This is a genomic window from Paenibacillus sp. XP01, assembly GCF_057364885.1.
In genome coordinates, this window is sequence record NZ_CP139481.1 from 2,893,734 (window position 1) to 2,908,612 (window position 14,879).

Below are 14,879 nucleotides of genomic sequence, written 5' to 3' on the forward strand. Positions count from 1 at the left end.
AAGAAAGCTGCTTCGGAAGCATAGGAGATTATATGATTGTAAGGGCGGAACAATCGTTCCGGAAAAAGTACGCTGCTCCGAATTGTAGGTGGGCTAATTCCAATACGGTGCGGTGAATCAAAAAGGCGGCAGCTCTGACGAAACGGTTCGTCGGAGCTGCCGCTGTTTGTGCTGCAAACGTATAGCTGGCTGCCAATCAAATTTAATTGGAGTTCAGCTGAACTTTTTTGCCTACAGGTTGTTGTCCCGCTCTTGCAGGGGCCTCTTCTTCCTGTGCAGGCTTCGTGCGTTGGATGAAGAATGACAGCACCAGAGCGACTGCGGATATACCGATAATTACGATGTAGGCGTCGTTGATGCCTTGAATCATCGAATTGGTCATCATCTGCTGCTGATTGGCTGCCTGAGCCGTGCCGTCTGCCATCATGTCCTTGAAATGGGTGGCAGCACGGTTGGTCATGACGCTGACGAGCAGGGACGTACCGACGGCGCCGGCCACTTGTCGGATCGTATTCGAGATCGCCGTGCCGTGCGCATTCAATCGTGCAGGCAGTTGGTTCAAGCCCGCCGTTTGGATTGGCATCAGCAGCAACGCCATACCGATCCGCCGTCCGGTAGACATCAATACCAGGTAAGTATAACTTGTCGAATCCGTCAAATCGATAAATCCAAGCGTCGTGACAATGACGATCACCATACCGATCACGGACAGCCATTTTGCGCCAAAACGGTCAAACAGTCTGCCGGTGATTGGCATCAGGAATCCCATGACAAGTGCGCCCGGCAGCAGCAGCAAACCGGATTCCAGCGCGGTGTAACCGCGAGCGTTCTGCAGGTACAGCGGCAGAAGCATCATGTCGGCATACATGACCATCGTGATGGCAATGCTGATGATCGTTGTCAGCGAGAACATGTTGTACTTGAATGCCCGCAGGTCCAGCAAAGGCGATTCCGATGTGAGCTGACGCCAAGTAAACAGCGCGAGGGCCACTACGCCGGCCGCAATGAAACCAAGCACTTCACCGCTCGACCAGCCGAGGCTGCCAGCTTGGCTGAATCCGTACAACAGGGCGCCGAAACCGATGGTGGAAAATAAAACGCTGAGCGTATCCAGCTTGGTGCGGATGCGTTCGGATACGTTTTTCAAATAAATGAATCCACATACGATGACGATGAGCGTCAATGGGATCATGCCGTAAAACATCGTTTCCCATGCGTAGTTTTCAAGAATGTAACCTGCCAGCGTAGGCCCGATGGCCGGGGCGAAAATGATCGCAAATCCGACCATGCCCATGGCGGCCCCCCGTTTTTCGGGAGGGAAGAGCGTCAAAATGACGTGCGTCAGCAGCGGCATGATAATGCCCGCGCCTGCGGCCTGAATCATGCGTCCTGTCAGCAATGTGCCAAAGTTGGTGGCGATGGCCGATACGATCGTTCCGACCAAAAAGATAAGCATCGACGCCTGAAAAAGCTGTCTCGTCGAAAAACGCTGCATGAAATAGGCCGTGATCGGAATGAGCACGCCGTTCACCAGCATGTAGCCGGTTGTGAGCCATTGCGCTACGGCTGCCGTGATGCCGAAGTCGTTCATGAGCTCCGGCGTGGCAACGCTCATCAAGGTTTGATTCAAAGTGGCCAAAAATGCGCCCAAAATCATGATGAACAGTATGGGTCCTTTTTTTACATTTTGTAGTTCTGTCTGGCTCAATCCATTCCATCCTTTCAATCTTCGTGACTAAATTTACAACGTGTTGTATAGTTGACATTGTATTTATTGAATTATATACATATTCTTCTGAATTACAATTGACGCATTTGCACAAAGCTGTTGTTTAATTTACATTTAAACGACATACTGTTGCATAAGTTTAAAATAATCGACTGATTAATTAAAATTGTAATCTTTCAAAATAAAGGAGATTTGCCAATGACACACAAAAAGAAGTCCGCGATCGATCCGCGAATCATACGAACGCGGCAGTTGATTCGCGAAGCGTTTGTGGAACTGCTGCAGGAGATGGATATCGAGAAGCTGTCCGTGAACCGGATCGCGGAGCGGGCAACCATCAATCGGGTCACGTTCTACCTGCATTATCGCGATATAACGGACATGATGGAGAAGATGGCCGACGAAATGATCGAAAACATCGAAGGGATCGTGCTGGAGCATTCGCTTCAAGAGGGCCAAGGGCCTGAGAAACCAAGTGATCCGTGGCCGGTGCTGGTGAAGTTGCTGGAGCATTTCGCCGAGCAGTCTTCCTTCTATAAAGTGGTGCTGGCGACCAAACGCACCCCTGTTTTTACGGATCGTTTGTTGAAGCTGTTAAGCACGCTGGTCCGATCCAAAATCGAAAGCATGGGCGGTGAGCGCAAACTTGCGAAAGCAGGCATTCATGAAGAGGTTGCGGTCTGGTATGGATCGGCTGCTTTGATCGGAACGATAGTAGCGTGGTTAAAAAACGACATGCCTTACTCGCCTCATTTTTTGGCCAAGCAGTTTTCGCTGATTCGTTCCCATCCCTTTCAAGAGTTGATTTAGATGTGAGAAACCAGTGAGGTCACGGCACGATGCAAGCCATTTGATGTATAATGGACAGATATGCAAATCAGGAAGGGAATGCAGTCATGAAGAAAGTCATCGTCATCGGAGCAGGAATTTTGGGAGCATCGACCGCATATCAGTTGGTCAAAATGGGAGCGGACGTGCTCATCGTGGACCGCAGGGAGAAAGGACAGGCCACAGACGCTGCCGCAGGCATCATCTGCCCATGGGTTTCCCAGCGGCGCAATCAAAAATGGTATCGGTTAGCCAAAGCGGGGGCAGGTTTTTATCCGGGATTGATCGAGGAATTGCAGGCAGAGGGAGAAACGGACACAGGCTACGCCAGGGTAGGCGCACTCAGCATTCATCACGACAGGGATAAGCTCGTCAAAATGGAAGAACGGGCAGCAGCGCGCAAACAAGATGCGCCGGAAATCGGAGACATTGCCATGCTTGATGAAGCCGAAACGCTGGCACGGTTCCCGCTGCTGTCGGAAGGGTATCGGTCCGTGTTCATCGGTGGGGCGGCTCGCGTGGATGGACGCGCTCTGCGCGATGCATTGCTTCGGTCCGCGCAGCGCGGGGGTGCCACGATGATCGAAGGAGACGCGGTCATTCAGCATGAATCCAATCGCGTTTCGGGCGTAAGGGTCGGGGAAGATTTCTATGCGGCAGACGAAGTCATTGTTTGCGCCGGTGCATGGGCGAAAGCCTTAATGCAGCCGCTGGGCATTACGTTTAAGGTTCATTATCAGAAAGCACAGATCATGCACTTCATACTGACGGATGACAACCAGGATACCGGAAATTGGCCTGTCGTCATGCCGCCATCGGATCAATATTTGCTTGCATTTGACCAACGTAAAATCGTCATCGGGGCTACGCACGAAAATGATGTTGAAGGATATGATACCCGGGTCACGGCTGCAGGCATGCAGGAGGTGCTGAATAAAGGACTGGACATCGCAAGCGGTTTGGCTGATGCAGCCCTGCAGGAAGTCCGGGTCGGTTTCCGTCCGTTTACGCCGGGATTTCTGCCTGTCATGGGGCCGATCCCGGGATGGGAAGGACTCGTCGTAGGGAACGGGCTTGGCGCTTCGGGCTTAACGATGGGGCCGTTTATTGGCAGTCAGCTCGCGAAATGGGTGCTGGGGGCGAGAACGGACATCGACTGGAGCGACTACGATCCGGCCCAAGCGATGGACTGAATGCATCGTACTTTGTAAGAAAGCTGGGGATGAGGCTTGGAACTCAGCTTAACGCAAAAGGGCTATTTTAGCTTGGCACTTGGGGGAGAGGAGATTGAGGAAACTTTCATTATTGGTATTTTTTATTCCGGCCATCGTATTAAGCGTGATGGTATGGAATGATTACACCGATGATTTGCAGGGAAACGAGGATCCATATTCGTCGATCGCGGGCATGTTTTATTTGGATGAAGGGGAAGAAGTGGTCGTTTTATCCAAAACGCAGGACTTTACGTGGGCGAGACTGGGGGTCTTTGATGCCCAAACGGGAGCGATACTTAAGGATGTGATGGTTCAGGAGGAGATGCAAGGCGTCATCCCGGCAGTCGTTTATCAGGATCAGGGGATTATTATTCCTACATATAGTGATGGGTCGGGTTTGCAGTTGAATCATGTCTCGAATAGCGGAGAGGTTAAGGAACTCGCGCAAAGCACGCTTCATGTACCCGGATCGTTGAGTTCGAATGTGGCAGCTTGGAGAGGCCATATTCTGATCACCGGGGAGACGATAGGTTCTGCCTATTATGTGGCTGAAATTCAAAACGGGATGAAGAAGTTTGCATTGCTGAATACCGATCTTCTGCCTTCCGATCCAATACGGGCAAGTTTTGTGGGCAGCAGCTTGAACAACGAACAGGGCGTGCCATTGCTTGAAGTCGATTTGCAAAATGGACAAACGGCGTTGGTTAGCGGCATTCTGGATGAAGACGAACGACCTGAAGTCAAGATTCAATCCGAAGAACAAGGAACCTTTGACGCCCGTGACGAGGCTGGTTTACAATTTGCCAAACCATTCGGAATCGACGTCTCTCGCTTAATCCGTATCGATGGTGCAAAAGGGAATCAAGCCCGATTCTATAATGCACAGTCTGAGGAGTGGGGAGAACTTGTTCCAACCCCAAAACCGCTGTATCGTGCCAAGGTTGTATTATTGAATGACGAAGAAGTTTTGATCGCCGGCACGGATACAGAAAATGGGCAGGAACAACTTGCGGGTTATGTGTACAACGAAAAAAACGGCAGCTTCACTGACGCTTCGGCACTTGTAAGTCGACTTACATACAAAGACTTTGCTTCCTCGGATGGCGAATTTTACAAAGAGTCGGGGAGTGACAGCCTGTATTACTCGGACATGGAGAGCGCTGCAGGATGGATGAATATAAGTAATGGTCAAGCAGGCTGGATCGACTCGAATACGTTGGCAAATTGGAGAGAGGCAGCAATGACACAGCGCATCTCGCTTTCCACCTTTATGGCATACGTCCGTGAGGGAGGCGCCCTCATCATCAACTGGATGGCCTGGCTGTTGATTCCAACGCTTATGTTTTTGGTGCCTGCCATCGCCGGACCACTGCTTCGCCAGAAACACTCTCGCAATCTCAAGGAAGGCAGGCTGGTTACGGGGACGATCGCAAGTATGCAGGAGACAGGCGTCTATGTGAACAACTTGCCGCAGGTCAAATTTGTTGTGCAATTTGTGGAAGCTGGACAGCACAAGCAGGTCGAAATCAAGAAGGTCATTTCCTTGGTAAACGTACCAAGGCAGGGAGATGACGTGCTGATCAGCTACAATCCCCGAAACAACAAGGCCATGTTTGTAACGGAAGAGGATGTGAACGTGGAGAGCGACCCGCCGCAAACTATCCCCGATGCCTTGTTAGATCGAATTGAATACCGGGAGCCATTTAGGCGTGGGCAAGCACTGGTGCTGCATTTTGTCACCAGGGAAGAAGATTACCCGGTTCCCGTGATCCAACCGCCAGGGTTCGAATATCATACCGGACGGCGTGCGAACCTGATCGTCTCCGATGGAGTTGCCCGTATTCGCAGCTACGACGGCACGGGTCGGGAAGAGGAAGCGCAATTGGCATTGGAAGCGGAAGTCGTTAGCGTGGAGAAGGCGAATCTTGAAATCGAAGGGCGCCAGCTTCTGGTTATGGACCTGCTAGTATCCAGGGGTGACGACCGTTTGCGCAAGAGCAACAGCCTGTTTGTACCTGAACGATATGCTGTGCAGACAGGCGTTCGTATCCCGATGCAGATGGGCGAGCAAGATTTCGAGCGGGAACTGCGTTTGTCCAAAGGCAAACAAGGTGCTGCCATCGTTCGTACCGTAACTTATGAGGGGCATACGGTTGGGGAGCGCCCGGTAGCACGCATTGACGTTGAACGGGGCGGTAAACTATACCGGATCCGCCAATCGATTGAGCCGGTGCACGGGGTACAGGTTGGAGATGAGATATGGATTGCGTATGACGAAAATTCACAGGAAGCAATGATTGTGAACTATGCATCCTGATCGATAACTACCCATAAATAAGCATGGGTCGAAAGTGGAAGCGCTAAGCTGCCGTGCATCCCCATTAGAACGGGTTATGAATATATAATATGGACAGCCGACCAATTAACCGGCTGTCTTTTTCATTAAGATATAACAGGCAGGATAGTTGTAAGAGTTATGTGCGGAGAACCGTATCAACCGGGCATTGTGGAATCGTAGAAGCCTCCAAGGCGGGAAAGAAAAGTGTTAGAAGTGTCGATGCTGGCAGAGAATTCGCTTCTGACTTTAGTTTCGTGTGGAAGAACGAGAAAGGCTCTAACAATTAATGACTGTATTTCTCCATGATTTATCTGAATTTAATCGTGACTTTGAGGGTCTATTTGAATTGATGTATTGGATTGGTTTTTTGAGAACCTTGACTTTGGAAATGATGTCCAAGGGTATACACGCGAAAAGCGTCGTACCTGAAGAGGTGAATGCCGTGAGGCATTTAATAAAATTGGGTGGTACCACGTGAGCACAACTCTCGTCCCTTTGGGATGAGGGTTTTTTTGTTTGTCAAAAAATGAGGGAGGGAATGATTTGTACACGCGCACCGATCAACAATTTCATCATCGCGTAGTCCAAGATTTGTTTTTGAGACTTCTGGAAAATGGCCATCTTTATAAAAAAACGTTCTGCAGACATATTGTGAAACAGATCAACGATTTTTACCAGATCGATATGTTGAAGGGACTTGCCCCGTATGTGGTAATCGAGCCAGAGGTGATCAATGCGACTTTTGTTCAACATTGCTCGATCCGGCGGATTTGTCTGAGAAGACATGCAAACTTTGTGGAAATCCTCCGATCGAGCGACCAACAGAGCATTTTTACCTTGCACTGTCTGGGTTTCAAGCTGAATTGACCAAATATGCACAAAAGGCTCGGGGATGGAAAGAATTTGGCCCGCTCTGCTCTTGGGAGTAGGAGGGCTACATTTACCGGATCGAATGATCTCATGTGAGTACATGACACTAGAAGGGAAAAAGTTTTCAACAAGCCGTAACTGGGCAGTCTGGGTGCCGGACATTCTAAAAAGGTATCAACCGGACTCCATTCGGTACTTTCTGATTGCAAATGGACCAGAGAAGCGTGACACTGATTTTTCGTGGAGGGAATTCATTTACAGTCACAATGGAGAGTTGCTAGGCGCGTTCGGAAATTTTGTTAATCGAACGTTGGCCTTTATCGGCAAATCCTTTGGAGGATGCGTTCCCTCAGGGGAGATTAGTGAGGGATGGAAAAGGGCAACTGAAGAGATGTATCGAGATTCTGGGATTCTAATTGAAGAAGGTCGTCTAAAAGAAGCGATCGAGTTGATTTTCACCTATGTTCGTCAAGCAAATAAATATTTTGATGAGCAAAAACCATGGGTGCAAATCAGGGAGAATCGAGAGGCATGTGAACATACACTACATTCTTAAGTACAGATTAATGCCAATCTTGCCAATTTGCTTCAACCTTTCATCCCCTTCTCGTGTGAGAAAATAAGAACATTTCTAACGCTTGAAAGACCGAACTGGCAGTTAACTTTTGTTCCAGATGGCTTACAAATTCAAAAGTTAGAGCTTTTGTTCGAGCGCATTGATGTCAGTCGGATTGAAGAAGAGCTGAGTTTATTGGAGAAGCAAAAACTGTAGCCTGGAAAGGGAAGGGCCATCCATCGGAGGGCCTCTCTTCAAAACTTGCCGTTACAGACAGCGCGGAGGGAAGCGTATCACAAGTAATGATATAGTGTAGATTTGTGCTGCATCTCGAGAGAGGTGCTTTTTTATTGTAAGCTGCCTTACGTCACAAATACAGCAAGATCTGAAAAGTAAGTCCAGAACATATTTGTTAAGTTAGATTCAACAAACTAAAACAAACCAAAATCCAATAAGAAAGGGGCTGAACACAGAATAACTCATAGGATGTTTGCGTGATAGGAGAGAAAGGAACAAGCAATAAGCAACAAGAGTATTAATACCTAATAGTGGAGGAATCAATGTGAATAGAGAGCACAATACAATGGTGAATAAATCAACGATAACAGCACATCTTCTACATCAATGGTCAGGATTTATGGCAATAATAGCAGGGATTCTATACATCGTCATTCAATTGATCCACCCGATAGATCATATTTCCTCTGTGAACACGAACTCTTGGCAGGTGGTTGCATGTTTGACTATGGCGATGTCGCTCTTTACACTGATCGGTATTACGGCATTCTATATAAGGCAAGCGAAAGAATCGGGATGGCTTGGCTTGATCGGGTTCCTTATGTTCAATTTGTTCTGGTTCATCTCCATAATTTTTAGTTTCATTGAAGCATTCGTTTTGCCGTTGCTGACGAGTGATGCTGAAAAGTTTGTGGGAGGAATGGTTGGAATCTTTGGAGGAACAGTTAGCGAAGTTAATCTGGGTATCTTCCCGATATTAGCGCCGCTCGCGGGATTGTTGTATATGTTAGGAGGTTTGCTGCTGGGCATCGCCACATTAAGGGCCAGGGTCTTTCCTCGCCCAGCAGCCATTCTGCTGGCCTTCGCTGCTGTAGTGACCGTAGCTGCTGCAATTATTCCCCATCCACTTGATCGGGCATTGGCAATACCTATGGGATTAGCGCTCATATGGATTGGATATGTTATTTGGTCGGAACGTAAGCAAGCATCGGTTTAGAGGTTTTTTGATATTACCAAATGGGATGAAATGAATAGCTCCTCTGACGGTTGGTTCCTCGGTGCAGTATTAAATTTCCATATCGTCAGGGAGTTTTTTGATAGGTGCATAAATATGGTAGGTTGAATTCAAATTGTGAACATCTTCAAAGACCTGAATCAGTTCAATATCGGATTGATTAGACTCTTGCCTGGAAATCTTTAAGAATCTTGCATAGTCGGTTTTGAGGACTTCTCCAATGTCTAGCATGTCACCACAATAGTTAAACCTCGCACAAAAAATAGTCGGTACATCAACCGTGAAATAAAAGGGTTTATGAATTTGAACATCACTTGGGATTCCGAACAGAACTTTGAACCGTGTTGAGTTTGGTTGACAGTTTGAATAAATGACAAAACAGGAACCATTTATATGGTCATCAATGTGGTTCAACAACAATCTTGAATGGGAGTGGATCTTCTTTTTGTAATCATCAGCAGCTAGGTCTACTTCAAAGGCAATCCCGCTTATTCGGGTCTCTTTGAAATCTGTCAGCGTGAAATCCGTGACGATATCCCCATTTATATTTTTAAATGGTCTTTTGACCACTGCAGGTATTGGAGTCGGATCGATTTTTTTGAACCCTGCTCTTAGCGAACTTGGAGCTACGCCGTAATGTTGTTTGAAGGCCCGGGTGAATGAAGCTTGCGTACCAAAAGCGAATTGATATGCAATGTTGGTTAAAGATAAGTTATTTTCATAAATAAGTGATAAAGCGGCATTCAATTTTCTAGATAGAATGTACTGATTTAATGAACAGCCCATCATGGCAGAGAAAAGCCTATGAAAATAATACTTAGACATATTGAAATTAAGGGCAACGGATGCCACGGATAAAGGTTGTTCTACATTTTCCTCGATATGAATCAATGCTTGTTCTATTATCCTATGATGGTTCATACTGACTCCCTTCATCACGCACTTTAATTTATTGTGCTAAGTATATCACAAGCGTTCCATTGCTATAAGGCAATTCGCAATTCTAATCACCTGGGATGTCCAATGAATATAAAGGGAGTAGTACTCATTTTTTTATGCGCTTACATTGTGCTTCTCCGCCGTTTTCAGTAAAATATTTGTAATTTCAATGGTTAAAGGAGAGCGGACACGTGCTGGAACTCAGCTTTGACGACCCTGAACGATTGGCCGGCGTTGCCCATGCCCTATCGGCCCGTTCGCGCATCGATATTCTCCAGCTGTTGCAGTTCGGCAGACTGAATGTCATCGAAATCGCGGAGGCGCTGGATCTTCCCATCTCAACGGTGGCTAACCATGTGAAGGTGCTTGAGGCGGCCCAATTGATCCATACGGAAATGCTGCCGGCGACCCGCGGGGCGATGAAGCTGTGCAGCCGCGTCTGCGACGCCGTACACATGGAACTGAGACGGACGGGACGAACTGCCGAAGTGTCGAGCTATGAAGTGCAGATGCCGATCGGGCACTACAGCGACTGCGAAGTGATGCCTTCTTGCGGCATGGCCAGTGCGGAAGGCATCATTCTGAAGGATGATGATCCGGCCAGCTTTTACCATCCCCTTCATATCGATGCACAACTGATCTGGTTGCAGAGAGGGTATGTGGAATACCTGCTTCCGGTCGACATTCCTGCGGAGGCCAGGATCCTTTCGTTGGAACTTTCCATGGAAATATGTTCGGAGGTGCCTAATTACAACAATGTTTGGCCGTCGGACATCTCCGTGTGGATCAACGGCGTAGTCATCGGAACATGGACCAGTCCCGGGGATTTCGGCGATCGCCGCGGCAAGCTGAATCCCGCGTGGTGGAACAACACGTTGACGCAATACGGACATCTTAAGGTTTGGCAGGTTAACGAGAGCCATACCAGCCTGGATCATGAGCGGATTTCCAGCGTGAACCTGCATCACCTGAGGGTGCTGGAAAGCCCCAAGCTGCGTCTGCGCATCGGCATCGACCCCAATGCGGTGCACCAAGGGGGAATGAACCTTTTTGGCAGCGGGTTCGGGGACCATGCGCAGCACATTCGGATGAGCGTGATGTATTCGACAAAACCCTGAAGACAGGAGACGGACGGGAATGAGGTTGCAAAAACATGGAAAACGCAAATATGCCATTCATTGTAAGTATCGAACGCTTTAAACCGCATACGTATCAGCTGGAGCAGGGCGAAGGTTTCTTTATGTCCCACTCGCACGGGTACGATGAACTGACTCTTGTGCTCGAAGGTGAAGGGTATTACAGTTCCCCCCAACAAAATATTAAAGTCGCTGCCGGGGATATGATCGTGATCCCGCCGGGGCTTCACCATGGTTTTGTATGCACTACGCCTTGGCAGGGCATATCCGTGCATTACCGCATGGACATTTTACCTGTGCAGAGCCGCTATCCCTTTCACCGGTCGGACCAGGAAGGAGAACGCATTCATCACGCCCATCTGACGCAGGATGATCTGCAGTGGGCCAATTTCAGTCTGGCCCGGTTGGAAAAAGAATGCTTGTCGGACGATCGGGACATGGATGGGCTGCATCTGAAACAGCTTGCATTGGAGACGGTGCTGCAATTGTTTCGGCGCAATCTTGTCCGTGAGCAGTCCAGTGAGGCAGGCCGTTCGGAGCAGAGGGTCATTCAGGACATTTTGAAGGAGATCCACATGAAGTATTTCACCTCCTTAACCGTAGGGGATCTTGCCGCCAAACATTTTATGTCCGAAAGCCATTTGCGCAAAAAATTCGTGGAGGCTGTCGGGGTCTCGCCCAAACAGTACATCATCAACTTGCGGATCAAAGAGGCGAAACGGCTGCTGAGGCAGTCGAGCAAAGCCATTGAGACGATTGCCGCCGAGGTCGGATTTACTTCATCGAGCCGTTTCTATGATTCGTTTGTGAAATCGGTAGGCGCAACGCCGCTGGAATGGCGGACCAATCAGCAATAATATAGCGATTTGATCGAAAACCGCCCTTGGGGCGGTTTTTTTCGACCGACGAAACCGATCAAAGGTGTTCTTTTTTTGAGCTTCAAATGAAGCGTTTTCATAATTGTTTATGAAACATGTTTGCCAGATAATGAGAGAAGAATCGCGATATTACACATAACAAAGGGGAGGGCACATGAATTTGATCAACGAGAAAAACGTCTTCCGCAATCCGGTCGTTGCGCAGGCAGCTGATCCATGGGTGATGAAGCATACGGACGGTCAGTACTATTTCATGCACACGCGGTCGGATCGGTTGGAACTGGTGCAGTCGGCATCTTTGGCCCGCATCGGAGAAGGCAAAAGGAAGGTCATTTGGAACCCCGAGCCGGGCGGTGCCTATAGCCGCAACTTGTGGGCGCCGGAGATCCATCATGCAGCGGGGAAATGGTACGTCTATTTTACCGCCAATGATGGGGGTGGCGATGAGACTCGCCGAATTTGCGTGCTGGAGAACGAACGCGCCAACCCTCTTGAAGGGGAGTGGACGTGGAAAGGGGCGCTGGACACTCCTGTTCCCGGATTGGACGGAACGGTGTTTACGCTAAGAGGAGAACTGTATTTTCTTTATGCCGGGTATGGTCACTTTCCCGATTACGGTTCGGCCATCTACATTATGCGTATGTCCAGTCCTATCAAGGTCACTGGCGATCATGTGCTGCTCACGGCTCCGACCATGGACTGGGAGAAGCAGGGCGGCATGGCGATCAATGAGGGACCGGTGCTGCTGCACAGAAACGGACGTGTATTCCTCGTATATTCCGCAAGTACGACTTGGTCCGAGGATTATTCACTGGGCATGCTGACGATGAACGAGCAGGACGATCCGATGATTCCTAGTTCCTGGAGCAAGTCGGATAAACCTGTATTCAAAAAAAATCCGGAACACGCCGTGTACGCGACCGGACACAACAGTTTTACCAAGTCACCCGATAACACGGAGGATTGGATCGTTTACCATGCGCTCCCCGCTCCGGGAGCGGATACGGCACTGCGGGCAACACGCATTCAGCGTTTCGAGTGGAACGAAGACGGAACTCCATGCTTTGGCGTGCCACTTGGCGATGAGCAAGAGCTTTCTTTTCCATCCGGTGATCACGGTGAGCGAGAGGGAAGGTAGTCGCTATGCGGCATTTGTTTCAAAAACAATGGAAGTAAACCGGAGTTTCTCCAGAACACCCTAAGGAGAAGCATTTTTTTAACATATGTTTCAAAAAAGAAAGATGAAAACGGTATCATTTTTATGTTTTGTACGTTTGACGGGTGTGGATTACAAAAAAACAATAATAAAAAAACGTTGTTCGAAAGGGCTTCCCACAAATCGATTCGGGGGGATTCGTATGACGAAATGGTCAAAACGTTTGATCACGCTTACCTTGCTGCCTGCGCTGGTGCTGTCCATCGCCGCCTGCAGCAGCACAGATGCCGGGCAGACGCCAGCTCCGGAAAAGGGGAATTCCATAGAGCGGAAGGAAGTGGCTTTTACCGATATTAGCTCAACGATCAGGGGGAATACAGCTCCTTCCCAAGCGCAGATCGATGAGGTCAACACAACGTTAAACGATACGTACTTGGGGGACCTGTTTGATCAAAAAATACCGAACGACTATTCCGCTTACCCGTATTCCAAAGATGTTACGCTGGATGTTTGGCTGCCTGCCGACCCGAACATCCCCGATATGAACAATCATAAGGTCCAAAAGCAGATCGAAAAGCTGACGGGCATCAAGGTCAACTTTATTACACCTCCCGTCGGACAGGAAGCGGATGCGTTCACGCTCATGATCTCGTCGGGCGAACTGCCGGATATCATCATCAACCCCGAGCGTTATCCGGGAGGCCTGGAAGCGGGTCTGAACGACGGTGCGTACATGGATCTGACCGATCTGATGGAAACCAACGCGCCCAACTACTCCGCATGGCGCAATTCGGACGAAATGCGCAGGAAAACGACGGTGACGGACGACGGCAAACTGCTTGGTTTCTATGGCATCGCGCCGTATTCGGAATGGACCTGGTTCGGCACGTTGATCAAAAAGGAAGCCCTTGAAAAGACGGGGCTGGACGTACCGGCGACCATTGACGAATGGCATACGTTTTTGCAAAAAAGCAAAGAAGCCGGTTATGCCGAACCGCTGAATTACGGCTCATCTTACGGCCAAATTTTTACTGGCATTATCAATGGCGCCTACGGCGTTTGGGACTGGACGTTCCTCGACAATAACGGAAAAGTAGCGTGGGGGCCTGCCCAGCCGAAGGCAAAGGAGTACTTGGCCACCATGCAGCAATGGAACAAGGAAGGCTTGCTCAACCGCGATTGGGCGACGGCGGACTTCAACCAGCGCATGGCGAGCGCGATATCGGACAAAACGTCTGTCATGATGGATTCGCCGGATACGATGTGGAGTTATTGGAAGCAGCAAAACGACATTGATTTTGTCGGTGCTCTGAACCCGGTCTTGAACGAAGGCGACAAGTCTGCCACAACGTACAAAAATTTCATGCGTACCGGACGGGCTGCAGCGATTACGACCCAATGCAAGGACGTTGAAGCAGCGATGGCGTGGCTGGATTTTAACTACAGCAAAAAGGGCTGGGAAATCGTGAACTATGGCGAATACGGGACCGTGCACTTGATCGACGAGAATGGCAAACCCTATTTTCCGGAGGACAGCTATATTTACAACGATCCCGATGGTCAGCCTGTAGCCACAACGTTGCTCAAATACCGCATGCATTCTTGGCCGTCTATTCGCGACGAGCATCATTCCAATCCGCTAATCGTTGCAAAAGGCAGTTATTCGGGGGATATCCGGAAGGAATGGACCGAGAACATGGATACGAGCATGGCCATGCCGCCGATCACGTTCACCCAGGAAGAAGCCTCGCGGGAAGCCGAATTGGGCAACCAGCTCGCGACGCTTCGCAGTGAATATTTTGCCAAAATCATCATGGGCGAGCTTCCGGTGGATGCGTACGACAAGTTCCTGAGCGAGGCGCAGAAGATGGGGCTGGATGAATTTCTGAGTCTGCACCAGGCCGCGCTGGACCGCTATAACCAAAGGTAGGGTGAAAGACATGCTGAAGGGAAGCGGAGAAGCCGGAAAAGAGGTGTTTATTC

At 49.2% G+C, this 14,879-nt stretch carries 10 protein-coding genes and 1 pseudogene; 9 read left to right on the forward strand and 2 right to left on the reverse strand.

From position 1 onward, the window contains the following. Positions 1-202: 202 nt before the first annotated feature. Positions 203-1,657: a DHA2 family efflux MFS transporter permease subunit gene (locus SNR34_RS13385; protein ID WP_486182451.1), complete on the reverse strand. Its 1,455-nt coding sequence runs from the start codon at positions 1,655-1,657 to the stop codon at positions 203-205. 270 nt (positions 1,658-1,927) lie between these two features. Between SNR34_RS13385 and SNR34_RS13390 the strand changes: the two genes are divergently transcribed. The 5 genes and pseudogenes from SNR34_RS13390 to SNR34_RS13410 all read left to right on the forward strand — a co-directional run bounded on the left by SNR34_RS13390 (position 1,928) and on the right by SNR34_RS13410 (position 8,769). Then, positions 1,928-2,539 carry a TetR/AcrR family transcriptional regulator gene (locus SNR34_RS13390; protein WP_343260839.1) on the forward strand — a complete coding sequence of 204 codons (612 nt, stop codon included), beginning with the start codon at positions 1,928-1,930 and terminating at the stop codon, positions 2,537-2,539. Positions 2,540-2,625: 86 nt separating this feature from the next. Further along, entirely contained in the window at positions 2,626-3,750 is a 1,125-nt protein-coding gene (locus SNR34_RS13395) for an NAD(P)/FAD-dependent oxidoreductase (RefSeq protein ID WP_486182108.1), read from the forward strand. A gap of 94 nt (positions 3,751-3,844) precedes the next feature. Then, on the forward strand, positions 3,845-6,088 hold the full coding sequence (locus tag SNR34_RS13400; RefSeq protein ID WP_486182109.1) for a hypothetical protein: 2,244 nt from the start codon (positions 3,845-3,847) through the stop codon (positions 6,086-6,088). Positions 6,089-6,622: 534 nt separating this feature from the next. After that, positions 6,623-7,751: pseudogene (locus SNR34_RS13405) on the forward strand (methionine--tRNA ligase); the annotation flags it as partial. 346 nt (positions 7,752-8,097) lie between these two features. Next, positions 8,098-8,769 carry a hypothetical protein gene (locus SNR34_RS13410; RefSeq protein ID WP_486182110.1) on the forward strand — a complete coding sequence of 224 codons (672 nt, stop codon included), beginning with the start codon at positions 8,098-8,100 and terminating at the stop codon, positions 8,767-8,769. Between the two features lie 69 nt (positions 8,770-8,838). Here SNR34_RS13410 and SNR34_RS13415 read toward each other — a convergent pair whose 3' ends face one another. Continuing rightward, the gene (locus SNR34_RS13415) at positions 8,839-9,723 is read right to left on the reverse strand and encodes a helix-turn-helix transcriptional regulator (RefSeq protein WP_486182452.1); all 885 of its coding nucleotides are present in this window, start codon (positions 9,721-9,723) and stop codon (positions 8,839-8,841) included. A 194-nt stretch (positions 9,724-9,917) separates the two neighbouring features. On the opposite strand from SNR34_RS13415, the gene SNR34_RS13420 reads away from it, so the two are divergent. The 4 genes from SNR34_RS13420 to SNR34_RS13435 all read left to right on the forward strand — a co-directional run bounded on the left by SNR34_RS13420 (position 9,918) and on the right by SNR34_RS13435 (position 14,826). Further along, complete coding sequence (locus tag SNR34_RS13420; protein ID WP_486182111.1) at positions 9,918-10,844, forward strand: ArsR/SmtB family transcription factor; 927 nt, start codon at positions 9,918-9,920, stop codon at positions 10,842-10,844. 50 nt (positions 10,845-10,894) lie between these two features. After that, positions 10,895-11,719 (forward strand): AraC family transcriptional regulator, encoded by an 825-nt coding sequence (locus SNR34_RS13425; protein WP_486182112.1) that lies wholly within the window; start codon positions 10,895-10,897, stop codon positions 11,717-11,719. Between the two features lie 175 nt (positions 11,720-11,894). Further along, complete coding sequence (locus SNR34_RS13430) at positions 11,895-12,878, forward strand: glycoside hydrolase family 43 protein (protein WP_486182113.1); 984 nt, start codon at positions 11,895-11,897, stop codon at positions 12,876-12,878. 220 nt (positions 12,879-13,098) lie between these two features. Beyond that, on the forward strand, positions 13,099-14,826 hold the full coding sequence (locus tag SNR34_RS13435) for an extracellular solute-binding protein (protein ID WP_486182114.1): 1,728 nt from the start codon (positions 13,099-13,101) through the stop codon (positions 14,824-14,826). Positions 14,827-14,879 lie beyond the last annotated feature (53 nt).

Excerpts from the sequence above, each read along its gene's own strand:
- SNR34_RS13385 (WP_486182451.1), bottom strand. The coding sequence starts at position 1,657 with ATGATTTTGGGCGCATTTTTGGCCACTTTGAATCAAACCTTGATGAGC.
- SNR34_RS13390 (WP_343260839.1), top strand. The coding sequence starts at position 1,928 with ATGACACACAAAAAGAAGTCCGCGATCGATCCGCGAATCATACGAACG.
- SNR34_RS13395 (WP_486182108.1), top strand. The coding sequence starts at position 2,626 with ATGAAGAAAGTCATCGTCATCGGAGCAGGAATTTTGGGAGCATCGACC.
- SNR34_RS13415 (WP_486182452.1), bottom strand. The coding sequence starts at position 9,723 with ATGAAGGGAGTCAGTATGAACCATCATAGGATAATAGAACAAGCATTG.
- SNR34_RS13425 (WP_486182112.1), top strand. The coding sequence starts at position 10,895 with ATGCCATTCATTGTAAGTATCGAACGCTTTAAACCGCATACGTATCAG.
- SNR34_RS13430 (WP_486182113.1), top strand. The coding sequence starts at position 11,895 with ATGAATTTGATCAACGAGAAAAACGTCTTCCGCAATCCGGTCGTTGCG.
- SNR34_RS13435 (WP_486182114.1), top strand. The coding sequence starts at position 13,099 with ATGACGAAATGGTCAAAACGTTTGATCACGCTTACCTTGCTGCCTGCG.